Genomic DNA, 25,786 nt, shown 5'->3' on the forward strand with positions numbered 1-25,786 from the left:
TCGCCGTAATGATTCGCAAAGAACCGGCCCGCCGACGCATTGCGCTGCAAAAGCGGAGCCGATCCTCGGCCTGGAACAACGCGCTTCTTCAAAAGGGGAGCACCGGATCGATCCGGTGCTCTAGGGTAGACTGAATGACGAGTATTGGCATGAAGCGGCTCTTCGGGGCCGCTGTGATTGCGTTGAGCATTGCAGCAGGCGGCGCGTCCTATGCACAGCAGGCTCAGACCTCCCCCAATACCCAGCCTCAGGCTCAAACCCCGGCCGCCGCTCCGCCCCAAGCTGCTCCTGCCCCTGTAGCGGCCGCACCCGCCACCTCAATTTCGGCCGAGACGAAGGCTGCCCGCGCCAAGCTCGACGGCTTCAAGGCCGATCTCGATCAGAAGGAAGCGGCGATCCAGGGCCGGACCATGTCCGACGCGGATCTGCAGAACATTCGCGTGCAGATCGAACCGATTATCGGCGAGATCCGCGCCGTCATCGACGAACAGACCCCGAAGCTCGAGGCCAGCAAGCAGCGCCTGAGCCAGCTCGGGCCGAAGCCGGACAAGGGTCAGCCCGAGGAGAGCGCCGACGTTGCCCGCGATCGCGCCGAGCGCGAGGCGGCCGTGGCGGAGCTCGACGAGACCCAGCGACTCGGGCGCGCCCTGCTCGTCCAGGCCGAGCAGCTGAACACCCAGATCGGCGATTTGCGCCGGGCGGGCTTTACCCGCGCCCTGTTCGAGCAGAGCGACGGGATCGTCAGCCCCAACCTGTGGATGAACGTGGTGCAGGCCGTTCCGCGGGAACTGCGGGCGCTGGGGATCGTCCTGGGCGACGCCCTGGAGCAGCTCCAGCGCAACACTTCGCTCGGCGTCCTGCTTGTTCTCGGCCTCGCCATCGGCGCGGCCATCGCGCTTTATGCCGGGCGACGCTCGATTGCCCCACGTCTCGTCAAGCGCGATCCCGCCATTACCGATCCCGCGCGACGCAGCCGTCTTCTGGCCGCTCTTGGCGTCCTGATCCTGGGAGCCGGTCCGGCCATCGCCGGCAGCTGGATCGTCTGGGTGGCCTTCGATTCCGCCGATGTCGTCCCACCGCGGCTGGAGCAGGTCGTCAAAGCTCTCCTGAGCGGCCTCGCCTTCATCGCCTTCGTGCGCGCCCTGATCGATGCCATCCTGGCGCCGGACCATACCCCCTGGCGGCTGATTCCGGTCAGGGATGTCTCTGCCACGCGAATCATGAGCTTCTCGGTCACCCTGGCGACCGTCATGGTCGCCGGCAAAGTGATTGAGGCGTTCAACACTGCCATTGCCGCGGCCTTGCCCGTCACCGTCATCACTCGAGCGATCTTCGCCCTGGCGGCCGCTCTGATCTTCGCCGAGCTGCTGCGGCGCTTCGCAACCCGCGAAACGCAGGATGAAGCCTGCCTCGGGCCCTACGTTGCCCAGGATGTGGACATTGGCGGACCTCTGCGCAGCCTGGGATGGTTCCTCGTGGCCCTCATCGTCGGCAGCGTGCTCGGCGGCTATGTGGCGCTGGCCTCCTTCCTGGTCGATCAGGCGGTCTGGATCTCCATCGTCATCGCGCTGCTGGTCCTGGGTGTCGCACTTGCCGACGAGTTCATCGGCGGCTCCCTGCGCGGTCAGACCAAGCTTGCCACGGCGCTGCAGGCCAATACCGGTCTGCGCCGTCGCTCCCTGGAGCAAATCGGCGTTCTAGGCAGCGGCGTTGCGCGGCTCGCCCTTATCATCGTTGGCATCCTGCTGGTGCTGGCTCCCTGGGGCATCGAATCGGCCGATGTGACGGGTTCCCTGCGGGCGGTGTTCTTCGGCTTCAATGTCGGCGACGTCACGATCTCCCTGTCGTCGATCCTCATTGCGGCCCTGCTGTTCGCCGCGGGCTTCGCCATCACGCGCGTGATCCAGCGCTGGCTCAACAACACCTTCCTGCCGGCGACCGAACTGGATGCGGGCCTGCGCAATTCGATCAGCACCGCAGCGGGCTATGTCGGCATCATTATCGCGGGTGTGATGGCCTTTACCTATCTCGGCCTCAGCCTAGAGCGAGTGACTATCGTGGCCGGTGCGCTCTCGGTCGGTATCGGTTTCGGCCTGCAATCCATCGTCAACAACTTCATTTCGGGTCTTATCCTGCTCTGGGAGCGTCCGATCCGCGTCGGCGATCTTGTGGTCGTCGGCGACGGCGAGGGCTATGTGCGCCGGATCAATGTGCGCTCCACCGAGATCCAGGCTTTCGACCGCTCAATGATCATCGTGCCGAACTCGAACCTGATCTCCGGCATCGTGCGCAACCGCGTGCGCAACGATCGCGTCGGGCGCGTGCTCGTCTCGGTTCCGGTTCCCCGCGCGTCTGATCCGGATCAGGTGGCGGAGATCATGCGCAAGGCTGCGCTCGCCCATCGAGAGGTGATGAGCGAGCCGCCGCCGCGGGTTTTGTTCAAGAAGGTGACGGAAAACACCATCGATTTCGATCTCATCTGTTTTGTGGACGATATCGATGCGGCCGGGCGCGTCTCGAGCGACATCTATTTCGAGATCTTCCGCGGCCTGCGCAAAGCCGGAATCGGCGTTCCCATGCCGGCCCCAGCCCTCGAACCGGAAGAGGAACCGCAGGACAAGGCTCTGAAGGCGGAGGAGAAAGAGGACGAAACCTTAACCCTTCTCAAGGATAAGACGCCTGCATGAAGCGTCTTATCCTCTTGATCCTTCCCGCCCTCGCTCTCACCGCCTGCCAGAGCGAGAAGCCTGTCCAGCGCAGCCAGACTCCGAGCTTTTACGTCTCCATGGCCAATGCCAGTGCCGAGGTGGATGCCGCCATGGCGCGCGACATGATCAGCGCCTATCGCGGCAACAATGGCTTGCGGCCCCTGACCCTCGATCCCGATCTCCAGGCTGCCGCCCAAGCGGAGGCCGATGCCATGGCGAGGGCCGACAAGCCGAGTTCCGCCGAGGCCTTCAAGGCCCGGCTGGCTGCGAGGGGATTTGCCGCACCGGCGGCAAACCTTTCCGCGGGCTACCACACGCTGGCCGAGGCCTTCTCGGGCTGGCGCGAGAGTCCGCAGCACAACCGCGTCCTTCTCGACGCGAAAGCGACACGGATCGGTATTGCGACGGCCTATGCGCCGAATTCCAAGTACAAGGTTTACTGGGTCCTCGCGCTGGCATCCGACAAGCGCTGATCAGTCTCAGGGTCCAGAACGGCAGCGTTTGGAACATTCGCCGAGCGAGCGCGCTTTAGCTTGAGGAACTCCCAAGCTGAAAAGAGTGCGCGTCTCGACACATGCCCGATTTCGACCCCAAACTGGGCAGGCAGCTGCCTCCGCCCCCTGCGACAGGAAGTGAACAGGAAGTCGGTCCCGGGCAAGGCAACACGCTGGCGAAAGAAGCCGCTAATGCGGCTGCCCATCATCCGGAGCCTCCGCATCCTCATGAGATGGCCCCGAGCATCGTGCGCGAGCTGTATCTGCTCTTTCGCGACATGCTCCGGCACGGCAAGGGCTGGCCGATGCTGCGGCTGTCGGCCGCCATTCTCGTCATCCTCGTCTGCAACATGGTCGGCCAGGTCCGGCTCAACGAATGGAACGGCGCCTTCTTCGATGCGGTCGAGAAGCGCGATACCTCCGCATTCCTCCATCAGCTTCTTGTTTTCCTGGTCATCGTCGTCGTGCTCCTGGCGCTGGTGGTGGCGCAGACCTGGCTGCAGGAGCGTCTCAAGATCCGGTTGCGGCAGCGTCTGACGCAGGTGCTGCTCGACATCTGGCTCAAGCCGAACCGGGCCTACCAGCTCGGCTTCATGGGCGAAAGCAGCGCCCAGCCGGACCAGCGGATGCAGGAGGATTGCCGTCTCTTTTCCGAGCTCTCGACGGAGCTCGGGGTCGGCATGCTGCAGGCTTTCCTCCTCCTCGTGAGTTTCATCGGTGTCCTGTGGGCACTGTCCGGACCAGTGAGCTTCACCTTAAGCGGACGCGAGATCACGATCCCCGGCTACATGGTCTGGGTTGCCGTCGGTTATGCCGGTATCGGCTCCGGTCTCACCTGGCTCGTCGGTCGCCCGATGATCCGCCTCAACACGCTCCGCTACGCCCGCGAGGCCGAGTTGCGCTTCGCGCTCGTGCGCGTGAACGAGAGTTCCGAGAGCGTCGCTCTCTACAACGGAGAGCCGGACGAGCGCCGCAACCTCGATGAATTCGTCGAGGCCGTCCTCACGGCGTCCCGGCGCCTCTCCAGCGGTCTTGCCCGCCTGACCTGGATCACCTCCGGTTACGGCTGGCTGGCCATCGTGGTGCCGATCCTGGCGGCAGCGCCGGACTATTTCTCGGGACGCCTCTCGTTCGGCGAGATGATGATGGTGGTCGGCGCCTTCAATCAGGTGCAATCGGCCTTGCGCTACTTCGTCGACAATTTCCCGAAGATCGCCGATTGGCGTTCCGCCGTCCTGCGCGTTGCCACCTTTCGGCAGGCCGCCATCGATCTCGAAGAGGTTGCGGCCGAGACCCGCCAGATCGAGATCGGGCCTCACCCCAAGGACTACCTCAGCTTCGAAGCCGTTTCGATTGCGCTCAGCGATGGCAGCATCCTCATCGAGGATGCAACGGCGGAGATCCAGCCCGGCGAACGGGTGCTGATCATGGGCGAGTCGGGCGCTGGCAAGAGCACGCTGTTTCGCGCCATTTCCGGTCTCTGGCCCTGGGGATCGGGCCGGATCCGCATCCCCAGGCCCGAGGAAATGATGTTCCTGCCGCAGCGGCCCTATCTGCCTCTGGGCACACTGAGGGCGGCCATCAGCTATCCAGCCTCGCCCGAAACCTTCAACGATGCCCAATTGAGGGAGGCCCTCGATCGCTGCGGACTGGGCGAATTCGTCGAGATGCTCGACAAGCATGAGCGCTGGGACAAGAGCCTGTCGCTCGGCCAGCAGCAGCGTGTGGCGTTTGCCCGCTTGTTGCTGCACAAGCCCCGATGGGTGTTCATGGACGAGGCGACCTCCGCGCTCGACGAGGAGAACCAGGCGTCCATGCTGGCGCTGTTCGAGAACGAATTGAAGGGTGCGAGCGTTCTGTCAATTGGACACCGGCCCGGCCTTGAGGAGTTTCACACCCGAACGCTCCACATCCGCAAGACCAAGGAAGGGGCCATTCTTCTGGCCCGTCCCCGGTCGCGACCGAACGGGCGTTCGCAATCGAAGCTCGGACCGAAATGGATCGGGCGTTTTCGCCGGAGCCTGAAGCCGGCCCGGGGCCGGGCATGATGAGAGGCAATCCGAAAGGTTCCGGCTTTTCAAGCGGGGTGAAGTGCGTAAATCTTGATCGGAGACGGAATGCCCGTCGTCACGTTCGCAGGTAGATCCCCATGCGGCTGATCAGGCTTTATATCCGTGTTCTGGGCCAGCTCGGGTCCGATATGAGGGTCGGCGTGCTGCTGGCCCTGGCGAATATTGGTCTCGCGATTTCGGCTTTCGCGGAGCCGATCCTGTTCGGGCGCATCATCGATGTGCTCACACGCGCTCAGATACCGGGCGCTCCGCCCGTGACTTTTAGCGTTCTCACGCCGCTCATTCTCGCCTGGGTGGCGTTCGGATTGTTCTCCATCGGAGCGGGCGCGCTCGTGGCGCTGCATGCTGACCGTCTCGCGCACCGCCGTCGACTCGCCGTGGTGGCGAACTATTTCGAGCACGTGCTCGAATTGCCGCTCGCCTTCCACACTTCGACCCATTCCGGCCGTGTGCTGAAGGTGATGCTGGAAGGCTCGGGCGCCATGTCCTGGCTCTGGCTCGGCTTCTTCCGCGAGCATTTCTCGGCGATCATCGCGCTCGTCGTCCTCCTGCCGCTGACTGTGTTCCTGAACTGGCGCCTGGGGCTTCTCCTCGTCGCGCTCGTGGCAGTGTTCGCGTTTCTTACTGCCATCGTGCTGCGCAAGACGGAAACCCTGCAGGGTTCGGTCGAGCGCTATCATTCGAGCCTCGCGGAACATGCGTCAGACGCGCTCGGCAATGTGCCGGTCATCCAGTCCTTCACTCGCGTCGAGGCCGAGAGCCGCTCGCTGCGCACCATCATTCAGCAATTGCTGCAGGCGCAGAATCCGGTTTTATCCTGGTGGGCACTGGCCTCCGTCGCGTCCCGCGCTTCGGCGACGATCACCGTCACGGCGATCTTTCTCCTTGGCACCTGGCTGCATCTGCACGGGTTGGCCACCATCGGCGAGGTGGTCATGTTCATGAGCATGGCCACCATGCTGATCGGGCGGCTGGAGCAGGCGGTGAGCTTCATCAACCAGCTCTTCATGCAGGCGCCGAAGCTGCAGGAATTCTTCGAGATCCTGGACACGGCTCCCGTCGTTCACGACCGCTCCAATGCCAGGAACGTGGAGCGCTATCGCGGCGACGTCGTCTTCGACAATGTGAGCTTCTCCTATGACGGCAAGCGCCCGGCCGTGCAGGATGTGTCCTTTGCCGTTCGCTCGGGTGAGAACGTGGCGCTGGTCGGGTCCACGGGCTCCGGCAAGTCGACGACGCTGGGCCTTCTGCATCGCGCCTTCGATCCGCAATCGGGCTCGATCCGCATCGACGATCTCGACATTCGCGATGTCACGCTCTCGTCCCTGCGGCGCAACATCGGCGTGGTGTTCCAGGAGCCGATGCTGTTTGCCCGCACCATCCGTGAGAACCTGCAGGTCGGGCGGCCCGACGCCACCGACGCGGAGATGATCGAGGCCTTGGAACGGGCGCAGGCGATCGAATTCATCTCGCGCCAATCGGAAGGTCTCGACACAATCATCGGCGAGCGCGGGCGTTCCCTCTCGGGTGGCGAGCGCCAGCGCCTGTCCATCGCCCGCGCATTGCTGAAGAACCCGCCGATCCTCATCCTCGACGAGGCGACGAGCGCGCTCGATGCGGCCACGGAGCAGAAGCTGCAAAGGGCTTTGGACGAAGTGATGAAGGGACGCACCACCTTCGTCATCGCCCACCGTCTCGCCACGATCCGCAACGCCAACCGCATTCTCGTCTTCGATCAGGGACGCGTGATCGAGACCGGCACCTTCGAGGAACTCGTCGCGAAGGGCGGCAGGTTCGCGGAGCTGGCCAAGGCGCAGTTCATGGCCACCGAGGAGCCTCCTCCGAAGCGGGTGAGAGTGTCCGCGCACGCATGAGGCAGACCTTCGATCCGCAGACACCGGGCGCCCGCCACCGGGTCAATGGCGTGACGCTTCATGTAGTCGAGGCGGGGCCTGCGGATGGTCCGCTCGTGATCCTGCTCCATGGTTTTCCCGAGTTCTGGTGGGGGTGGCGTTATCAGATCGGTCCTCTGGCTGACGCCGGCTTTCGCGTGCTCGTGCCGGACCAGCGCGGCTACAACTTGAGCGACAAGCCCGAAGGCCGGCGTGCCTATGATCTCGATACGCTGGCGAAGGATGGGGTCGGATTGGCGGATACGCTCGGGCACAGGACATTTTCCGTGGTGGGCCACGATTGGGGCGGGCTCGTCGCCTGGTGGACGGCTTCGCGCTATCCCGATCGCGTTGAAAAGCTCGTCGTCCTCAACGCACCCCATCCGAGCGTCGCCGGATCCTATATGCGCTCGCATCCGAGCCAGATGCTGAAAAGCCTCTATGTCGGCCTCTTCCAGATTCCGCGGCTGCCCGAGGCCATGCTCTCGGCCGACGGCTATCGTAGCCTCAAGGATGCGCTCCTGCGCACGAGCCGTCGCGGTACGTTCTCGGACGAGGATATCGCTCGATACGAGAAAGCCTGGTCGCAGCCCGGCGCGCTCACGACCATGCTCAATTGGTATCGGGCGCTGCCATTCAAGCCCGACATGAAGGATTCAACTGTTCGATCCCCGACACTTGTTGTTTGGGGAAGTCGCGACCGTTTTTTGGAGAAGGGTTTGGCGGAAGCAAGTCTCGCCTTATGCCAGTCAGGCGATATTCGCTGGATCGAGAATGCCACTCATTGGGTCCAGCATGAAGAGCCCAATGCCGTGAACGCGGCGCTGCTGGATTTTCTGAAATCCTGAACTTACTCCGCCCTGGCACGGACCTGGGTAAGCGGCATGATCCTGAGTGCCATGATCCGGTTGCGCGACTTCCGCAGCACCTGGAAGCGGAAACCGTGGAAGGTGAAGATCTGGCCCGTGTCGGGAATCGTCTGCGCTTCGTGAATGACGAGACCCGCGATGGTGGTGGCCTCCTCGTCCGGCAGGTTCCAGTCCATGGCGCGGTTGAGGTCGCGGATCGGCACGGAGCCGTCGACATTGACCGAGCCGTTGGGCTGCGGGCGCACGCCTTGGACCGAGAGATCGTGCTCGTCCTTGATATCGCCGACGATCTCTTCGAGGATGTCCTCAAGCGTCACCAAACCCATCACCTCACCGTACTCGTCGACGACGAGCGCGAAATGGGTCTTCTTGGCGAGGAAGGCCTTCAACTGGTCGCGCAGGGAGGTGGTATCCGGTACGAACCAGGTTTCCAGCGCGATCGCTTCGACCTTCAGCCTGCTCGCATCGCCCCCGACCGCGTCGAGTGCGCGCAGCAGGTCCTTGGCGTGGAGCACGCCGACAATGTTCTCCTGGCTCTCGCGCCAGAGCGGCATGCGGGTATAGGGCGAGGAGAGCACCTCGCGCACGATCTCTTCCGAGGACAGATCCGCGTTGATGGTGCGCATCTTGGTGCGGTGGACCATGACCTCCGAGACCGTCAGGTCTTCGAGGTCAAGGAGACCGCCGAGCATGTCGCGTTCCACCTTGGCGACGCCGCCTTCCTTGTGCAGCAGGGCCACTTGCCCACGAATCTCTTCGCTGGCCGATAGGATCGGCGTGTTCTCGCCGATCCTGATGCCGAAGGGCCGCAGCATGAGCTTCACGAGCCGCTCGATGGCGATCGCCAGCGGCCCCAGCAGCGCCACGGCCCATGACATCGGCCGCGAAAGGAAAAGCGACACGGTCTCCGGCGAAGAGATAGCGACGGTCTTCGGCAGCACCTCGGCGAAGACGATCACCAGGACCGACATGATGATTGTGGCGTAGATCGCGCCCTCGTCGCCGAAGATCGCCACGAGCACACTGGTGGCGAAGGCGGAGACGCCGATATTGACGATGTTGTTGCCGATCAGAACCGTACCGATGAAGCGCTCGCGGATTTCGAGCAGGCGGTTCACCAGCTTGGCGCGCCGGTCGCCGCCCTTTTCCAGAACCAGCATGCGGGAGCGCGATGCACCCGTGAAAGCCGTCTCGCCGGCCGAGAAGAAGGCGGAGAGCAGAAGGCAGAAGATGACGACCAAGGCCGCAAACCAGAGATCGCCGGAGGATTCTTCGATCATGACCGTGACGGTTTAAGTTCGCTTTCCAGGAAGGCGCGGACCTTGTCGGCCTCGATGCCAGGAGCGATGAAGCTCTGCCCGATGCCGCGGGCCAGGATGAAGGTCAGGGCACCGCCCTTCACCTTCTTGTCCTGGGCCATGGCGTTGAGAAGCTCGTCGACCGTGCCGCAGCCCCCGGGGACATGGGCGAGACGCGTGGGAAGTCCCGTGGCCGACAGATGCGCCTCGACGCGCTCTGCATCCGCCGATGAACAGAGACCAAGCGAGGCCGAGAAGCGGAATGCTTGGCACAGGCCGATGGCGACGCCTTCGCCGTGGACAAGGCGTGCGGAATCGTAACGCGTGATCTTTTCGAGCGCATGGCCGAAGGTGTGGCCGAGATTGAGCAGCGCCCGGTCGCCGTTCTCGTGCTCGTCGCGCACCACCACATCGGCCTTGGCGCGGCAGCTCTGCGCCACGGCCTCGTCCCGCTCGGGGCCGCCGGCGAAGATGCCCTGCCAGTTCGCTTCGCACCAGGCAAAGAAGCGCTCGTCGTCGATCAGGCCGTATTTCGCCACCTCCGCATAGCCGGCGCGCATTTCGCGGATCGGGAGCGTGTCGAGGAGGGCGGTGTCGGCGAGAACGAGGCTCGGCTGATGGAAGGCGCCGACGAGGTTCTTGCCGTGGCGGGAGTTGATGCCCGTCTTGCCGCCGACCGAGGAATCGACCTGGGAGAGCAAGGTGGTCGGCACCTGGACGAAGCGCACGCCCCGACGCACGACTGCTGCCGCGAAGCCCGCGAGATCCCCGATCACGCCGCCGCCCAGCGCCACTACGAGATCGCCGCGCTCGATCTTCGCGGCCAGCACCGCGTCGCAGACCTGTTCCAGGCTGGCATAGGATTTGGTGGCCTCGCCGGGAGGAAGCGTGATCACGGAGGTGCGCAAACCTTGCGCTTCCAGGGACTTTACCAGCGCCTCGACATAAAGCGGGCCGACGTGCTCGTCGGTCACGATGGCGGCTGCGCGGGCGCCTAAGCCTGCGATCCGCGTTCCTGCCGTCCCGATCAGGTGGCGCCCGACCAGGATGTCATAGGCCCTGTCGCCAAGCGGGACCGGAACCGTGATCAAGGATGGGCTTTCCATCCGGGCGGCTGCGCTCGTCATGGTGCGGCGCTCCCTTGTCTTTCTTTCTCGAACCACTCGCCCAAGGCTTTGACGATGTCGGCGACCACCCGGTCATGCGGCGCCTCGTGGGAGTCGATGGTGATGTCCGCCGTGGCATAGACCGGATAGCGCAGCTCCATCAGGCGACGCATGGTGCCTTCCGGGTCCGGGTTCTGCAGGAGAGGGCGGGTCGTCCGCTTGCGGACGCGGCGCATGAGGATGTCGAGGTCGGCCTTGAGCCAGAGCGAGAGGCCCTGCTCGGCGATGCGGCTCCGGGTCTCCTGGTTCATGAAGGCGCCGCCCCCGGTGGCGAGCACGATCGGGCCTTCCTGCAGGAGGCGGGCGATCACGCGGCGTTCGCCGTCGCGGAAATGATCCTCGCCATGGATGGCGAAGATTTCCGGGATGGTCATGCCGGCCGCGGTCTCGATCTCGTGATCGGCGTCACGGAAAGGCAGCTTGAGCGTCTGCGCGAGCCTGCGGCCCACGGTGCTCTTTCCGGCGCCCATGAGCCCGACGAGCACAAGCGATCGCGTGCCGAGCTGGCGGCTGATGGGATGGCCGCGCTGGCTTGCCTGGTCTTGCCCGCCGACTTCATCGAGCGAATTGAAGCGGCTGATATTGTTCATGTGCCATGTCCTAGCACGGGCGCGGCGCCCTGTCACAAGGGCGTTATCCTCCTATCCCTGCCAAACTTAGCCGATGCGAGGGGCTTGCCTTCAAGGCTGTGGCATGGTTCTAGCGACTTAACGTTTCAAGAGGCTCCCGTGCCCACCCTGTTTCGGTTTCTCCTCGTCGTCGCCATTCTCGCAGGCCTTGGCTTCGCCGCCATGTTCGCGCTTGCGACCTTCGTCGATCCCGATCCGCGCGAGATCACGGTGCCGGTTCCCACCAGCCGGGTGCCTTCCTCTTCATGAGCGGCGCGCGCCACGCCAGTCTCTTTCTCGACATGCTCGCCGCCGAGCGCGGCGCCTCCAAGAACACGCTCGATGCCTATCGGCGCGATCTCGACGATTACCTCGAGTACCTGAAGGAAGCGGGCGGTCAGCCCGACAACGCGACCTCCGCCACCATTCGGGGCTTCATGGCAAGCCTTGAGGAGCGCGGCCTGAGGGCCTCTTCGGCCGCCCGCAGGCTCTCTGCCGTGCGCCAGTTCCACAAGTTCCTCTACGTGGAGGGTTATGCCCCCGCCGACCCGACGGCAGCCGTCTCCGCGCCGAAGCGGGGGAGGGCGCTCCCAAAAGTTCTCTCCGTCACTGAGGTCGACCGCCTGCTGCAGGTGGCCTATGAGGGCGTCCAGCACCCGAAAGCCACGCCCGGCGAGCGCCTGCGCGCCGCTCGCATGGCCTGTCTGCTGGAACTGCTCTATGCCACGGGCTTGCGCGTCTCCGAGCTGGTTGCCCTGCCGCGCAGCGCCGCCAAGACCCGCGACCGGTTCCTCGTGGTGCGCGGCAAGGGCGCCAAGGAACGGCTCGTTCCGCTCACCGATGCCGCTCGGGACGCCGCACGCGCCTATCTCGCCCTGCAGGAGGAGCAGACAAAGGCTGCCGGCCCCTGGCTGTTTCCGGCCGACAGCGAGAGTGGTCATCTCACCCGCCAGTCCTTTGCCCGCGACCTGAAAGTCGTGGCCGGGGCGGCGGGCCTGCGCGCCGACAAGATCAGCCCCCATGTGCTCCGCCACGCCTTCGCGAGCCATCTGCTCCAGAACGGGGCGGATTTGCGCGTGGTGCAGGAATTGCTCGGCCACTCCGACATCTCGACGACGCAGATCTATACCCATGTGCTCGATGAGCGCTTGAAGAGCATGGTGCGGGATTTGCATCCGCTGGCGGAGGGGGAGGGGTAGGGAAATCCTCCACTGTCATTCCGGGGCGGCTCGTGAGAGCCGAGCCCGGAATCCATAAACACGACGCTTCAAGAAAGGCTGAGCGGCATTGCTCTTCTTACTGCAATGTCGGCGGCTATGGATTCCGGGCTCCGCTGCGCGGCCCCGGAATGACAGTGCTTGAGACGTTACCGCCGCTTCAGCAAAAACACGCCCTGATCGCCGAGCAGGTTCCACACCCACCAGGGCAGGGTTACGCGCATGGGCTGGCCACCGGCATTGAGGGCCACGGCCTTCTCCATCTGCGCGCCGACCTCGCGGCACAGTTCCACGAAGTCGCGGATGGTGCAGAAATGGATGTTGGGCGTGTCGTACCAGGAATAGGGCATGTTCTCGGTCACCGGCATCCGGCCGCGAAGAACGAGATCGACGCGCACGCGCCAATGGCCGAAATTCGGGAAGGACACGATGGCCCGGCGGCCGATGCGCAGAAGATGCTCCAGCACCACCTTGGGTTGGCGCGTCGCCTGAATCGTCTGCGAGAGGATCACGTAATCGAAGGCGTCGTCCGGATAATCGGCAAGGTCCGTGTCGGCATCGCCCTGGACCACCGGCAACCCTTTGGCGAGGCAGGCATTCACGCCCTCGCGCGAGATCTCGATGCCGCGCCCGTCGACGCCCTTGCGGTCGCGCAGGATGGCGAGAAGCGAACCGTCGCCGCAGCCGATATCGAGCACGCGCGAGCCCGGCTGGACCATGTCGGCGACCATCAGAAAATCGAGGCGATGGCCGGTTTCAAGATCGGCTGCGGGCAGGGTGGACAGCGTCATACGATCCCCCGCACCCGCGCGGCCGCGTCGATGAAGCCGCGCGCGGCCGCAAACATCTCCGGCTCTTCGAGCAGGAAGGCATCGTGGCCCTTGTCGCTCTCCACCTCGACGAAACCGACGGAGGCCGCGGCTGCATTGAGCGCGTGGACGATGGCGCGCGAGTCCGATGTCGGGAACAGCCAGTCGGAGGTGAATGAGATCACGCAGAAGCGCGTGGCCGATCCCTTGAAGGCTTTTGCCAGCGAGCCGCCATGCTCCGCCGCGATGTCGAAATAATCCATCGCCCGGGTGACATAGAGATAGGAATTGGCATCGAACCGCTCGACAAAGGAGATGCCCTGGTAGCGCAGGTAGCTCTCGATCTGGAAATCGGCGTCGAAGGAGAAGGTCGGCGCGCTGCGGTCCTGGAAATTGCGTCCGAACTTCCGGTGCAGGGCCATCTCGGACAGATAGGTGATATGCGCGCCCATCCGCGCGACGGCGAGGCCCTTCGAGGGACGCGTTCCTTCCGTTAGATAACGTCCGCCGCGCCATTCCGGATCTGCCATCACCGCCTGACGACCGACCTCATGGAAAGCGATGTTCTGGGCCGAATGGCGGGCGGCGGCGGCGATGGGCAGGGCGGAAAAGACCCGGGTTGAGTAGCTCGCCGCCCATTGCAGCACCTGCATGCCGCCCATGGAGCCGCCGATGACGCAGAACAGGCTCTCGATCCCGAGCTTGTCGATCAGCGCCGCCTGCGCCCGCACCATGTCGCGGATGGTGACGACCGGGAAATCCAGTGCATAGGGCTCACCCGTCGCCGGGTTGATCGAGGCCGGGCCCGTGGTGCCCATGCAGCCGCCGATGACGTTGGCGCAGATCACGAAGAAGCGGTTGGTGTCCACCGGCTTGCCGGGCCCGACCATGGTCAGCCACCAGCCGGGCTTGCCCGTCACCGGGTTGTCGTTCGCCACATGCTGGTCGCCGGTGAGCGCATGGCAGATCAGCACAGCATTGGATTTTTCCGCGTTCAGCGTGCCGTAGGTCTGGTAGGCGATCTGCCAGGGAGCAAGCGCCACGCCTGAATCCATCATCAGGGGCTCGTCCGCGCCAAAGCGCATGACCAGGCTCGACGGATCGTCGACCTGGCTTCGCGGTTCGGAGGACAGGGGCGCAAAGGACATCGTTAAACGGAAATGTTCGTTTCTCCGAACGACGGGTACTGCGGTAAGGCTGTCACGTCAACGAGCATCGCGCTCCGGGAGCTGAGGGGTCCTATGAAGGACCACCCCAACGACCTCACATTTTGCGAAAAGCCCGCCTCCTGGTGAGAGGCGGGCTTTCCATTCTCGATCAGGCCGCGAGCGCCTGCTGGCGCAGGATGTCGTTCAACGAGACCTCTCCCTGGAACCCGCCGGTGCCGACAGGGGCTTCGCCACGTTCGATGGCATGCGCGAACCGCACCGCCGGATCCGCCTCCAGCCGCTCGAATAGCCGCTGCAAGCCTGGGTAGTCGCGCCGGTCGACCACGTCGTGATACTTGGTCCAGCGGGCGATGCCGATGAAATACGCATCCGCCAATGTGCGCCGATCACCCAGCAGCCATTCCTTATCCCCGAGCATGGCTTCGAGGTTGGCGTGCGCTTTCGCGACCTGTGCTGCTCCATAGGCTCTCAGGACATCCCTATCCGGCCCTTCTGCCTCGTGCTCGAGGGCATACCAGAGTGGGCCGAAGGCGGCGAAGAAGCTGGTGTTGAGGAATGCCAGCATCTGATTGAGGCGGTCAAACCCTGCTGTGCCCTGCGCGAAGGATAATCCCTTGTCGATGCCGCGCGCGCCGAGGTGATTGAGGATCGCCATGCTTTCGCTGATCCGCTCGCCCGTGGCGGTCACCAGCGTCGGGGTCTCGCCGGCCGGATTGATCGTCCGATAGGCATTGCTCGTCACGACCGCCGGCATTTCGATGCGGCAGAGCCGATATGGTTCCCCGAGCCATTCCAGGGCGACGATTGAGCCGAACGAGCATCCTGACGGGACGCCGTACATGAGGGTCTGGACCATGGTGTGTCTCCTTGTTTGTGACGACACTACCCTGCCAGTGTAGACTTTGGGGCTGTAGTCGGTATTTTTGAAACCCAAAGTCCATGATTGTGAACGACGATATGAGGTTCAACTTCAACGATCTGCATATTTTCGTGCAAGCCGTGGAGAACGGGGGCTTTGCCGTTGCCGCGCGGCAACTGGGCATCCCCAAGTCGACCATCAGCAAGCGCGTCGCCGAACTCGAGGCCGACCTCGGCATTCGCCTGATCCATCGCACCTCGCGCAGTTTCGTGCTGACCGATGTCGGCCGGGATTTCTACGATCATGCCCGCGCGGCCGTCATCGAGGCGGAAGCAGCGGAGGGCGTCGTGCAGCGGCGGCAGGCGGAGCCGCAGGGTCTGGTCCGGATCACCGCTTCCGTGCCGGTGGCGCAGTTTCATCTTGCCGATCGCCTGCCGGTTCTCGCGCGCGCTTATCCCAAACTGGATCTGCAACTCCACATCACCGACCGTTTCGTTGATCTGGTTCGCGAGGGCTTCGACATTGCCGTCCGGAGCCATTTCGCGCCGCTGCCCGACTCCGATTTGGTGCAGCGTCGGATGACGGTGGAGCGGATCACGCTGGTTGCTTCGCCGGAATACCTGGCCAACCGGGGCATGCCGGAGCACCCCGATGACATCGTTGGACATGACGGGTTGCTGACAGGACCCGCATCAAAGACATGGCGCCTGACGCACAAGGACGGCCGGGAGGTTCAGGTCACTCCGGCGTCGCGGTTGGTTGCGGATGAATCCATGGTGCTGTTGAAGGCTGCGGCTGCCGGACTTGGCATCGCATGCCTTCCCGAAGCCATGTCGGCGCCATTGGTTGGAGCCGGGGAGCTGGCAGCGGTGCTGCCGGACTGGTCTGCCGGCAGCGTGACCTCGACGATCCTGACGCCGCATCGGCGCAGTGAGCTTCCGGCCGTCAGGACCGTTATCGATTTCCTGGTGGGCGGCTAACTGCGGCCGAGGGCCAGATAGGGCGCAAGCTGTTCCTCTCATGCATGCCTGCCCAAAGCCCTCGTCGCGCAATCCCGGATGACAAGGGGGCCTAAAAACGTCAAAGAAGGGCGCCCGACCCCTAAGGATCCTGCCCATGTCCACTGAGACGTCCGCTCCGTCCCTTGCCGATCTGCGCCAGGAGATCGACCGCATCGACGAGGCAATGCATCGGCTGCTCATGGAGCGCGGCACCATCATCGATCGGCTGATCGCGTCCAAGAAGGCCTCCAAGGCGGGTCTGAGCTCGGCCTTCCGCCCCGGTCGGGAGGCCTCGATGATGAAGGCCCTGGCCGAGCGCCACGAGGGATTGCTCCCGCTCGATACGGTGGAGAGCATTTGGCGGGTGATCATCGGCACCTTCACCTATGTCCAGTCCAACTACTCGGTCCATGCCGACATTTCCGGGGGCGATGCCCCCATGCGCGACTCGGCCCGGTTCCATTTCGGCTTCACGGTGCCCTACATCACGCATCCGAGCGCAGCGGCGGTGATCGAGGCGGTGGCGGCCTCCCGCGGCGATCTCGGCATCTTCCGGCTCGATCAGGGAGCCACGAGCGGCGCGTGGTGGCGCACGCTCGCCGACAAGCGCCGTCCGAAGATCATCGCGCGCCTGCCCTTCATCGAGCGGCCCGACCATCCGGCCGGCACTCCGGTCTTCGTCATCTCGAAGCCTCTGACCGATGCGGCCGTGCGCGACGTGGTGCTCTATGCCGCCCAGTTCGAGCGCTGGCACAAGGGCGCCAACGAGGCCCTGACCCAGCTCGGCGGCGAGGTGGTGGCAAGTGCCGCTGATACCAACGGCCTCTCCGAACTCATCGCCGTGCCCGGCACCGTTGAGCCCGCGGCGCTCAAGGCCGCTCTCACCAAGGCGGGAGCCAGCCTCGCCCAGCTCGTCGAGATCGGCAGCCATGCCGAACGTTTCCACGTGAAATAAGTCAGCAGCTGCGCTAGAGCCTCTCCCATTGGTTGATTGCTAGGAAGTCATGATGTCCGTTCGTCCCCAACCCCGCCCCGGCGTGATGCAGATCGACGCCTATGTGCCAGGCAAGAGCAAGGCCGCAGGGGTTGCCAAGGTCCATAAGCTTTCCTCGAACGAGACCCCGCTCGGGCCATCGCCGAAAGCCTTGGAGGCGATCCGGACCTTCGACCATCTCGAGCTTTATCCGGACGGCACAGCCACCAAGCTGCGCGAGGCCATCGCGGGCAAGTACGGTCTCGATCCGAACCGGATCATCTGCGGCGCGGGCTCGGACGAGCTTCTGGCGCTGATCACCCATGCCTATGTGGGTCCGGGCGACGAGGGCATCTTCACCGAGCACGGCTTCCTGGTCTATCGCATTGCCGTCCTGGCCGCCGGCGGCACGCCCGTCGTGGCACCGGAGAAGGATCTTCGCACGGATGTGGACGCGATCCTCAGCCGTGTGACGGACAAGACAAAGATCGTCTTCCTCGCCAATCCCAACAACCCGACCGGCACCTATATCCCGTTCGACGAGGTGAAGCGCCTGCACGCGGCGCTGCCGCCGCATGTGGTGCTGGTGCTCGATGCCGCCTATGCGGAATATGTCCGCCGCAACGATTACGAGTCGGGCCTCGAACTCGTCGCCACGTCCGAGAACGTGGTGATGACGCGCACCTTCTCGAAGATCTACGGCCTCGCCAACCTGCGTCTCGGCTGGATGGTGGCGCCGCCCCATATCGTCGATGCGGTCAACCGCATCCGTGGCCCGTTCAACGTCAACGGGCCAGCCATGGCGGCGGGAATCGCGGCGATCCAGGACGAGGCGCATATCGCGAAGGCCGTCGAGCACAACGAGCGCTGGCTCGCCTGGCTTACACGCGAGATCGAGGCGCTCGGCCTCAAGGTCACGCCGAGCGTCGGCAATTTTTTGATGATCCATTTCCCGAACGAGGCCGGCCGGACCGCGAAGGATGCGGATGCGTTTCTCTCCGGCCGCGGCCTGATCCTGCGCCGGATCGATGCTTACGGCCTGCCACATGCCCTACGCCTGACCGTGGGTGACGAGGAGGCAAACGGCCTCGTCGTCGCGGCACTCCGCGATTTCATGGGCGGCAAACATGCCTGAGCGTCTCGGTCCTCCGCGTGAAACGCCGCTCTTCGAGCGCATCGCCCTTATCGGTCTCGGGCTGATCGGCTCGTCGATCGCCCGCGCCACACGGCATCTCAACCTCGCCCACACAATCGTCGCCATCGATGCGAGCGAGTCTGTGGTCGAGCGGGTGCGGGAACTCGGGATCGCCGACGAGGCAACGACTGACGTCGCTGCTGGCGTGAAGGATGCGGATCTCGTGATCCTCTGCGTGCCGGTCGGCGTCTGTGGAAAAGTGGCCGAGGCGATGAAGCCGGGTCTCAAGCCCGATTGCATCGTGTCCGATGTGGGTTCGGTGAAGGCCTCTGTGATCGCACAGGTGCAGCCGCATCTGCCGCAAGGCGTGTCCTTCGTCCCGGCCCATCCGGTGGCAGGTACGGAGCATTCTGGCCCCGATGCCGGCTTTGCGACGCTCTTCCATAATCGCTGGTGCATCCTCACGCCGCCCGAGGGCACAGATGAGGCGGCCATCGAGCGCGTGCGCGCCTTCTGGGAAGCGATGGGCTCCAATGTGGAAGTGATGACCGCGCAGCACCACGATCTCGTGCTCGCCATCACCAGCCACGTCCCGCATCTGATCGCCTACAACATCGTCGGCACGGCGGCGGATCTCGAGACCGTCACGCAGGGCGAGGTGATCAAGTTCTCCGCCGGCGGCTTCCGCGATTTTACCCGCATCGCGGCCTCCGATCCGACCATGTGGCGCGACGTCTTCCTGCACAACCGCGAGGCCGTGCTGGAGATGCTCGGCCGCCTCAACGAGGATATCGCACTGCTCGCCCGCGCCATCCGCTGGGGCGAGGGCGACAAGCTCTTCGACCTTTTCACCCGCACCCGCGCCATCCGGCGCGGCATCATCTCGTCGGGCCAGGAAACGCCGGAACCGGATTTCGGCCGTCGGCGCGAGGACAAGGCGTAAACGGCCTTCCTCTTCCCTCCCCCTTGCGGGGAGGGCAGGGGTGGGGATGGTGCGACGGGGCGAGCGATCAATGGATCGGGCGCAGGACAACTTCTCCCTCAAGGAGAGGTGAGGTTGTAGCGGCCTTCACACCTGCTGGAGGAAGTGCAGGGCTTCGACTTTGCGACCCCCACCCTCGATCCCTCCCCGCAAGGGGGAGGGGAGAAACACAATCGCCCTCAATAAAGCGGCCGCAGCCTCACGTTGGGAATCACAAACGGCCCCATCGCCAGGAAGCCGTTTTCAAGGCGCAGCGGCGGCAGGGAGGTCAGCTGCGGCTTCGCATTGGGCTGGCCTTGGGCCGTGCGCGGATTCTGTCCGAGCAGCATGCCCAAAAGATTGCCGCCGAGCCGGCCGCCCGTCAGATTGCCGATGATGCCGTCGAGGCCTGCGGCGGCCACGTTGAGCTGGCCCGCGGGCCGGTGCTGCTCGTCGAGGCGCAGCTCGCCCTTGGCCTCGATCTGGCGGGGCCCCTTTGCGGCCGAGAGCATCAGGATGTCGAGCTTGCCGCCAGCATTGCGCCAGAGCTCCAGTTCCTCGGCAATGGTGCCGCCCTTGAACCCGTCGGCCTGGGTCACGGTGATGTCCGCATTGAGATTGGTGGTCTCCGCGCCGCCGACCAAGGCATCGAGGATGGGAATGCGGGCTTCCGTCAGGGAGGCGGCCACATCGCCGGCAAGTTCGGCTCGCCTTGAGGGATTGGGCCGCACATGAAGCTCCAGGTGCTTGCCCGATCCTGCGATCTCGCCGCCGCCCAGTCCGGTGATCGTCACCTTGGGGACATTGGCGGCCAGCGACAGGCGCTGCAGCCCGGTCTGCGAGGCATTGATGCTCGCCTGCAGAAGATCCCAGCTGCCATCGACCGTCACGGTTCCATCGGTCACCCGCAAGGGACCGGCCACCTCCACGATGATTCGACGGGGCTGGTAGACCTGGGCGACTGCCTCGGTGCGTCCGAAGGAGGCGGAGACGGCGCCCCGCTTCAGATCGAGGGTGTTGCAGACGATTTCGATGCGGAACGGATAGCCGACGATGGTGCGGTCGCCGCAGGCCCATTGCCGCCCGGCCCTGGCCTCCGCTGCGATCCAGCCATCGAGCGCCCCTGCCGTGCGGTTGCGGATCACGAACCAGGCGATGCTCCAGGCGATGGCGAGGAGGAGCAGCAGAACGAAGGGCGCGTAGAGCCAGAAACGACTGCGGCGAACACTCCCCTCCGGGACGGCCTGATCCATGCGTGATCTCCTGTTGTGCTGATGCGTGGTAGCTGATAGCGCCGGATGCAGGCAAGGTTCGGGCGCGGGTGAGATGAAGGACCTCACGGAGGATTTATGGGTTTTCGGCTACGGCTCACTCATGTGGCGGCCGGGCTTTCCCTTCGTTGAACGGGTCCACGCCCATCTTTTCGGCTATCACCGGTCGCTGTGCGTCTTCTCCCATGTCCACCGCGGAACGCCGGAGCATCCGGGTCTGGTCCTGGGCCTCGATCGGGGCGGGCGCTGCCACGGGGTCGCCTTCCGGGTCGCGCCTGAAAACGAGAAGGATACGATCCAGTACTTACGCGAGCGCGAGCAGGTCACCTCGGTCTATCTGGAGCGGCATCTGCCGGTACGGCTCGCCGATGCGCGCCGGATCCGCGCGCTCGCCTATGTGGTCGACCGCAACCATGGGCAATATGCGGGCCGGCTTTCTTATGATGAGGTCTTGAGGCTCGTGCGCCAGGGGCAGGGCATCTCCGGACGCAATCCCGATTATGTGCGTTCTACCTACGAGCATCTCATTGGCATGCACGTGGTCGATCCGCTCCTGCACAAAATCATCGACTCGCTTGATCAGGAGGCGTGAGTCTCGCTCTCGCGCAGGTCCTCGAAGATCGCGCGGCGGTCGTCCTCGGTTGCGGCGAGGCGGTGGATGTGGAGCTCGGTGGCGCCGAGTTCCTGAACCTTGGCGAGCCAGCGCATCCGGATCTGCTCACTCGGATCGGAGGCCGCCATCGCGGCATCGACCACGATGCCATTGCCCGACCGGTCCCGCTTCACGGCAAGAATCACGGCATCGGTGACTTCGAGAAGCTCCGTCTCGTTCAACGGATGCACGCCGACGATGTAGCGGCGTCCCGAACGGCCGCGCCAGGAACTCAAGGTGGAAGAGGAGCGAAGCCCTGCGGTCGCCCGTAGCCTTTCCTCGCGCACACCAGACCTCCGCATTCGGTCGTTGCGGAGATCCCGCATGGCCGCATTCCAGGATATGGTTCGTTTGTTCGCCATATGTTCTTATATGTAAGAACGGCCAAGTGAGTCGTCAAGGTAGCTGAAAGCTTGGCTGTGCTTGGGTTTGCGGGTTTTTCCGCTGTGCCCACACGCCTGCGTCATAACCGGCCTTGTGCCCGGTGATCTCAATTGGAAAAGCGCCGCGCCTTTCCGCATTGGGATGGTCGGGACGAGCCCGGCCATGACGTGAAGAGGGTGTCATCCCCGGCGGGCGAAGCAAGGGAAGGGGATCCCCTCACACGCTCAGCGCCATGGATTCCCTTCCCCTCCGATGGCTGCGCCATCTCCGGCCGGGAACGACACGGTGCTGCCGATCCTCACACCTTGGACAGCGAGGCCTCTGACGAGGAACCGGCGCCGATGCCGAGTTCCTTCCGGCCCTCATCCAGCAGCCGGTTGGAGGCCAACTCGATCCGCTCCTGCATCAACTTGAAGAACTCGTCGCGCGGCAGCCCGGGAGCGATGGCATCCTGAACCTCGATGTGGACCGTGCCGGGGCGGCGGATGAACTGGCGGCGGGGCCAGTACAGGCCCGAATTCATGGCGACCGGAATGCAGGGGAAGCCAAGATTCTGATAGAGATGCGCCACGCCGTATTTATAGGCCGGGGGAGCGCCCGGTGGGCGGCGGGTGCCTTCGGGAAAGATGATGATCTGGCGGCCGTGCTGGGCCTCGTCCTTGGCCCGCGCCGTCATCTGCACCAGCGCCAGCGAACCGGCCTTGCGGTCGATCGGGACGCAGCGCGCCTTCGCCAGATACCAGCCGAAGAACGGGATCCACATCAGCTCGCGCTTGAGGATGTAGGTCGGGTCGTCGAGGATCGTTATCAGGGCGAAGGTTTCCAGGAACGACTGATGCTTAGCCGCCACCAGGGCCCCGCCAGACGGGATCTTCTCCTTGCCGGTAATGACGACCTTCGTCCCTGCGATCACGCGGAGAAGCCAGAGTGACGTGCGCCCCCACATCTTGACCAGTTCCATGAACATGCGGCGGGGCACTAAAAAGCCTGGGATCAGGATGATCAGCCACAGGATCAGGTTGGCGTAGAAGGCGACGTTGAACAGCAGGGAGCGGACGATCAGCATGATTTCTTGAAAACGAAAAGCGGAGCATGAGGCTCCGCGAGTGCGGCACCATAGAAGGTTTTTTCTTGAGGCTCTATAGCATCGGACCCAAAAGTGGGCCCACTTTTGGGATCCATCCGATGCTCATTCTCTTAAGCGGCGCATCGTTTGGAGCGGCCCTTCGGGGCCGCACGATGCGCTAGCGCCACATCGGCTCGGCGACGACTTGGGCCTTGATGGGCGCTCCGCCGCTAATGATATTTGCCACCGAGGATCTTTCCGGATCGGCCTCGAAGCGGGTCCGGACCCAGACAGCCAGGAATTTCAGGTATTCGGTGAAGATCACCCGGGCGACGGCTGGATTGTGCCACCATTCGTGCGGGTCGATGGTGGCCGCGACCGGATAGGGGATCTTCTGGAGGTTCGGCAGGGCGTGGTCGAGCTCCACCAGGGTGCGCGGCATATGATAGTTCGACGTCACCACGATGATGGTATCGAAACCATTCTTGTCGGCCCAGCGCCTTGTCTCGATGGCGTTGCCGATGGTGTTGCGGGCCCGGTAATCCAGGTCCACGCAGCAATCGAACAGCCGCCGCTGGCCGGGGTTGAGGCGGGCGATCTGGTCGCGGCTGGTGTTCTCGTTGACGCCGGAGATCAGGAGCCTCTTGGCATAGCCTTTGGCGAGAAGGTCGATGGCGTCACCGATCCGCTGCGCCCCGCCCGTCATGGCGACGATGCCGTCGGCGCGGGTCTCGGGGGGCTGCTCGAAGCGGTCGAGGTGATAGACGAAGCCCAGAAAACCGAGAAATCCGACGATTAGGGTCGCGATGCAGCTCCAGAATCCGAAGGCGAGGAGGCGGCTTAAGATGGATCGCCGAACAGGGTGCCTAGTCGATGCGGGCATCGTCCAGCCCCAGCCTACGGCCTCGGTGGGATCCATGGCGCCCGGCGCACTCCAACTCTGCGTTCGCGAGATCATCCTGGACGACCATAATGGAGAATGCGGCAATGGAGAGGCGGCCTCCTAGAGCATCGGATCCAAAAGTGAGGCCACTTTTGGGGTCGTTTCGATGCTCATTTTTTAACTGGCGCATCATTGCCCGCGGAAAACCGGATCCCCTTTTCCGCATGATGCGCTCGGTTCGGGTTAACTGTCACCATCAACCATTTTCGTTAAGAAAGCGTCTCACGGTCAAGCGTGAGACGATGCCGGTGATGAGCGCGACGAGGAGCGCAATCAGGATCACCACCGCATAGCCGCGCCAGCTGATGGTGAAGGCACCGAAGAGCGCCTCAAGCTGGTCACCTGTGGGGCTGGCCCGCCAGGAACTGGCGACGAAGCCCAGGATCAAGGTGAGGACCAGGGCGGCGGCGGCTCCGATGGCGCTGCCGCGGAGGCCTAGGCGGAAGAAACGGCGCTGGAATTCCTTGGCGATGAAATCGTCGTTCGCCCCGACGAAATGGAGCACTTCCACGACTTCCCGGTTGCCGGCCATGGCGCCTCTCGTGGCGAAGATCACGGCAAGGCCCGCAGCGACGAGCACCAATGCTACCAGGAACACGCCGACGCCGATGATGGTGTTGGCCATGGTCGAGAGCCGCGAGACCCAGAGGGCATGATCGTCAAGGGTCGCCCCCGGCACGTCGCGCTGCAGGGATTGTCTCAAGGTGCTGAAATCGGGCTTCGCGTCTTGCCCGATCTTGATCACGATCAGGCGCGGCACCGGCAAATCCTTGAAATCGAGGCCGGTGCCGAGCCACGGCTCGAGCAGGCGCTCGGATTCCTCCTTGGAGAAGGCCTGGGCCTGCTCCACGCCCGGTGTCTGCCGGGCCAGCGCCACGGCACGGTCCACGTCCTGATCGATCGGGCGTTGGGCATTGGGGCGGATCTGGATGGTGACTTCGCGGGCAATCTCGGAGCGCCATTGGGCGGAAGAGGCGGAAACGAGTTCCGCGCCTCCGGCGCAGAGCGCGGCAAGAAAAGTCAGGATGGCGATGACGGCGGCCAGCGCCTGTCCACCGGCCGAATCCACCGGCACGAGCGGTGCGTTGCGGCTCAAGGAGGCCGGCAGGGAGCGTTTTTGCCCGTCCGGAGCCGCGGCCTTCCTCAGGCGAGGTTTGGGAGACGCACCCATCCGGCTCACTCGTCGATATGCAGCCGGCCGTCGCCGAGCACGAGGCGGCGCACGTCGAGCTGATCCATGAGGCTGAAGTCGTGGGTCGCGATGATCACCGAGGTTCCGAGCCGGTTGAGTTCGATGAAGAGGCGTAAGAGACGGCGGGCGAGCGACGGGTCCACGTTGCCGGTGGGCTCGTCCGCGAGCAGCAGGTCGGGGCGCACGATCAGCGCGCGGGCAATCGCCGCGCGCTGCTTCTCGCCGCCGGAGAGCACGGGCGGCAGCATGTGCATGCGGTCGCCAAGGCCGACCCAGCGCAGAAGCTCAACCACTTCGGCTCGATAGCTCGACTCTTCCTTGCCCTGGACGCGCAGGGGCAGGGCCACGTTCTCATAAGTTGTCAGGTGGTCGAGCAGGCGGAAATCCTGGAAGACCACCCCCATGCGGCGGCGAACCCCGGTGAGCTCCTCCTTGGAGATCCGCGACACGTCCTCGCCGAAGAGCGAGATCAGGCCGCGGGTCGGCTTTACGGAAAGTAGGATCAACCGCAGGAGTGTCGTCTTGCCGGCACCGGACGGGCCGGTGAGGAACTGGAAGGAATTGGGCTCGATGGAAAAGGTCAGGTCACGCAGGACCTCGGGCCCCATGCCATAGCGCACGCCCACATTCTCGAAGTGCACGGCCGGAGCCGCGCCCTCATCGTAGTCCTCGTCGTAAAGCGCCCTCACGCGTGCTCAAGCCATCCTTGGAGGTTGTCGGTTCTTGTGGCGGACAGGACCGCGATTCGCCTTCTTATCGCCCCTGTATGGTTAGCAAGCCATAAACTCGGCAAACGACGACGGAAAGCGAGCGTTTCGCGGGACATTGCCGCAGGAGGGGCAGGGAGAAGGAGGTGACACCCTTCGCGTCATCACCGGTCTGGTGCCAGTAATCCCGATGGCCTGAAGGACTGACCCTCAGCGTATCGAGGTGGCCGGGACAAGCCCGGCCATGACGTGGAAGCCGTCTATCATCCCCAAAAGTCACCAAGTCCGTTTGACATCCTTGCCTAAGCATGGTCGTGAAGAGGCAAGCCCAAGGCTTTTA

The 25,786-nt window shown here is 64.2% G+C and carries 24 protein-coding genes; 12 read left to right on the forward strand and 12 right to left on the reverse strand.

Features of this window, described 5'->3' with window-relative positions:
• Positions 1 to 134: 134 nt before the first annotated feature.
• The 5 genes from JO965_RS02400 to JO965_RS02420 all read left to right on the forward strand — a co-directional run bounded on the left by JO965_RS02400 (position 135) and on the right by JO965_RS02420 (position 8,014).
• Positions 135 to 2,687 (forward strand): DUF3772 domain-containing protein, encoded by a 2,553-nt coding sequence (locus tag JO965_RS02400; RefSeq protein ID WP_246776719.1) that lies wholly within the window; start codon positions 135 to 137, stop codon positions 2,685 to 2,687.
• Entirely contained in the window at positions 2,684 to 3,181 is a 498-nt protein-coding gene (locus JO965_RS02405) for a CAP domain-containing protein (protein ID WP_203442130.1), read from the forward strand. The genes JO965_RS02400 and JO965_RS02405 overlap by 4 nt, the downstream gene beginning before the upstream one ends.
• Before the next feature lie 101 nt (positions 3,182 to 3,282).
• Positions 3,283 to 5,250 (forward strand): ABC transporter ATP-binding protein/permease, encoded by a 1,968-nt coding sequence (locus JO965_RS02410; RefSeq protein ID WP_203442131.1) that lies wholly within the window; start codon positions 3,283 to 3,285, stop codon positions 5,248 to 5,250.
• A 101-nt stretch (positions 5,251 to 5,351) separates the two neighbouring features.
• Positions 5,352 to 7,148 carry a glucan ABC transporter ATP-binding protein/ permease gene (locus JO965_RS02415; RefSeq protein ID WP_203442132.1) on the forward strand — a complete coding sequence of 599 codons (1,797 nt, stop codon included), beginning with the start codon at positions 5,352 to 5,354 and terminating at the stop codon, positions 7,146 to 7,148.
• Positions 7,145 to 8,014, forward strand: coding sequence for an alpha/beta fold hydrolase (locus JO965_RS02420; protein WP_203442133.1), 870 nt, complete (start codon positions 7,145 to 7,147; stop codon positions 8,012 to 8,014). The genes JO965_RS02415 and JO965_RS02420 overlap by 4 nt, the downstream gene beginning before the upstream one ends.
• Positions 8,015 to 8,016: 2 nt before the next feature.
• Here JO965_RS02420 and JO965_RS02425 read toward each other — a convergent pair whose 3' ends face one another.
• From JO965_RS02425 to JO965_RS02435, 3 genes are read right to left on the reverse strand one after another with little or no spacing between them, the layout of a single operon-like run.
• Positions 8,017 to 9,315 (reverse strand): HlyC/CorC family transporter, encoded by a 1,299-nt coding sequence (locus JO965_RS02425; RefSeq protein WP_203442134.1) that lies wholly within the window; start codon positions 9,313 to 9,315, stop codon positions 8,017 to 8,019.
• Positions 9,312 to 10,460: a 3-dehydroquinate synthase gene (gene aroB / locus JO965_RS02430; protein ID WP_246776720.1), complete on the reverse strand. Its 1,149-nt coding sequence runs from the start codon at positions 10,458 to 10,460 to the stop codon at positions 9,312 to 9,314. The genes JO965_RS02425 and aroB overlap by 4 nt, the downstream gene beginning before the upstream one ends.
• Positions 10,457 to 11,089, reverse strand: a complete 633-nt coding sequence (locus JO965_RS02435) for a shikimate kinase (protein ID WP_203442135.1) — start codon at positions 11,087 to 11,089, stop codon at positions 10,457 to 10,459. The genes aroB and JO965_RS02435 overlap by 4 nt, the downstream gene beginning before the upstream one ends.
• Positions 11,090 to 11,227: 138 nt before the next feature.
• Between JO965_RS02435 and JO965_RS02440 the strand changes: the two genes are divergently transcribed.
• Positions 11,228 to 11,377, forward strand: a complete 150-nt coding sequence (locus JO965_RS02440; RefSeq protein WP_203442136.1) for a histidine kinase — start codon at positions 11,228 to 11,230, stop codon at positions 11,375 to 11,377.
• Complete coding sequence (gene xerD / locus JO965_RS02445) at positions 11,374 to 12,306, forward strand: site-specific tyrosine recombinase XerD (protein ID WP_203442137.1); 933 nt, start codon at positions 11,374 to 11,376, stop codon at positions 12,304 to 12,306. Before JO965_RS02440 ends, xerD begins: the two co-directional genes overlap by 4 nt.
• A 167-nt stretch (positions 12,307 to 12,473) precedes the next feature.
• Here xerD and metW read toward each other — a convergent pair whose 3' ends face one another.
• The 3 genes from metW to JO965_RS02460 form a co-directional block, all read right to left on the reverse strand.
• Positions 12,474 to 13,055 (reverse strand): methionine biosynthesis protein MetW, encoded by a 582-nt coding sequence (gene metW, locus JO965_RS02450; RefSeq protein ID WP_371826900.1) that lies wholly within the window; start codon positions 13,053 to 13,055, stop codon positions 12,474 to 12,476.
• Between the two features lie 56 nt (positions 13,056 to 13,111).
• Positions 13,112 to 14,281: a homoserine O-acetyltransferase gene (locus JO965_RS02455; RefSeq protein ID WP_203442139.1), complete on the reverse strand. Its 1,170-nt coding sequence runs from the start codon at positions 14,279 to 14,281 to the stop codon at positions 13,112 to 13,114.
• A 169-nt stretch (positions 14,282 to 14,450) separates the two neighbouring features.
• Entirely contained in the window at positions 14,451 to 15,158 is a 708-nt protein-coding gene (locus tag JO965_RS02460) for a glutathione S-transferase family protein (RefSeq protein ID WP_203442140.1), read from the reverse strand.
• Positions 15,159 to 15,241: 83 nt separating this feature from the next.
• Between JO965_RS02460 and JO965_RS02465 the strand changes: the two genes are divergently transcribed.
• The 4 genes from JO965_RS02465 (at position 15,242) to JO965_RS02480 (ending at position 19,213) form a co-directional block, all read left to right on the forward strand.
• The gene (locus JO965_RS02465) at positions 15,242 to 16,141 is read left to right on the forward strand and encodes a LysR family transcriptional regulator (RefSeq protein WP_246776721.1); all 900 of its coding nucleotides are present in this window, start codon (positions 15,242 to 15,244) and stop codon (positions 16,139 to 16,141) included.
• Positions 16,142 to 16,277: 136 nt separating this feature from the next.
• Positions 16,278 to 17,117: a chorismate mutase gene (locus tag JO965_RS02470; RefSeq protein WP_203442141.1), complete on the forward strand. Its 840-nt coding sequence runs from the start codon at positions 16,278 to 16,280 to the stop codon at positions 17,115 to 17,117.
• Between the two features lie 52 nt (positions 17,118 to 17,169).
• The gene (hisC, locus tag JO965_RS02475) at positions 17,170 to 18,270 is read left to right on the forward strand and encodes a histidinol-phosphate transaminase (protein WP_203444033.1); all 1,101 of its coding nucleotides are present in this window, start codon (positions 17,170 to 17,172) and stop codon (positions 18,268 to 18,270) included.
• Entirely contained in the window at positions 18,263 to 19,213 is a 951-nt protein-coding gene (locus tag JO965_RS02480; protein WP_203442142.1) for a prephenate/arogenate dehydrogenase family protein, read from the forward strand. The genes hisC and JO965_RS02480 overlap by 8 nt, the downstream gene beginning before the upstream one ends.
• A gap of 218 nt (positions 19,214 to 19,431) precedes the next feature.
• On the opposite strand, the gene JO965_RS02485 is transcribed toward JO965_RS02480, so the two are convergent.
• Positions 19,432 to 20,484: a DUF2125 domain-containing protein gene (locus JO965_RS02485; protein WP_203442143.1), complete on the reverse strand. Its 1,053-nt coding sequence runs from the start codon at positions 20,482 to 20,484 to the stop codon at positions 19,432 to 19,434.
• 73 nt (positions 20,485 to 20,557) lie between these two features.
• Between JO965_RS02485 and JO965_RS02490 the strand changes: the two genes are divergently transcribed.
• The gene (locus JO965_RS02490; protein WP_203442144.1) at positions 20,558 to 21,094 is read left to right on the forward strand and encodes a gamma-glutamylcyclotransferase; all 537 of its coding nucleotides are present in this window, start codon (positions 20,558 to 20,560) and stop codon (positions 21,092 to 21,094) included.
• On the opposite strand, the gene JO965_RS02495 is transcribed toward JO965_RS02490, so the two are convergent.
• The 5 genes from JO965_RS02495 to JO965_RS02515 form a co-directional block, all read right to left on the reverse strand.
• Positions 21,082 to 21,480: a hypothetical protein gene (locus JO965_RS02495; protein ID WP_203442145.1), complete on the reverse strand. Its 399-nt coding sequence runs from the start codon at positions 21,478 to 21,480 to the stop codon at positions 21,082 to 21,084. The two genes, JO965_RS02490 and JO965_RS02495, sit on opposite strands and share 13 nt — an antisense overlap.
• 356 nt (positions 21,481 to 21,836) lie before the next feature.
• Entirely contained in the window at positions 21,837 to 22,604 is a 768-nt protein-coding gene (locus JO965_RS02500; RefSeq protein WP_203442146.1) for a 1-acyl-sn-glycerol-3-phosphate acyltransferase, read from the reverse strand.
• 178 nt (positions 22,605 to 22,782) lie between these two features.
• Positions 22,783 to 23,523, reverse strand: coding sequence for a YdcF family protein (locus JO965_RS02505; RefSeq protein WP_246776722.1), 741 nt, complete (start codon positions 23,521 to 23,523; stop codon positions 22,783 to 22,785).
• A 220-nt stretch (positions 23,524 to 23,743) separates the two neighbouring features.
• On the reverse strand, positions 23,744 to 24,718 hold the full coding sequence (locus JO965_RS02510; protein ID WP_203442148.1) for an ABC transporter permease: 975 nt from the start codon (positions 24,716 to 24,718) through the stop codon (positions 23,744 to 23,746).
• A 5-nt stretch (positions 24,719 to 24,723) separates the two neighbouring features.
• Positions 24,724 to 25,347, reverse strand: a complete 624-nt coding sequence (locus JO965_RS02515; protein ID WP_246776937.1) for a cell division ATP-binding protein FtsE — start codon at positions 25,345 to 25,347, stop codon at positions 24,724 to 24,726.
• Between the last annotated feature and the right edge of the window lie 439 nt (positions 25,348 to 25,786).

It is taken from the genome of Microvirga sp. VF16 (assembly GCF_016864375.1).
Lineage (GTDB): Bacteria > Pseudomonadota > Alphaproteobacteria > Rhizobiales > Beijerinckiaceae > Microvirga.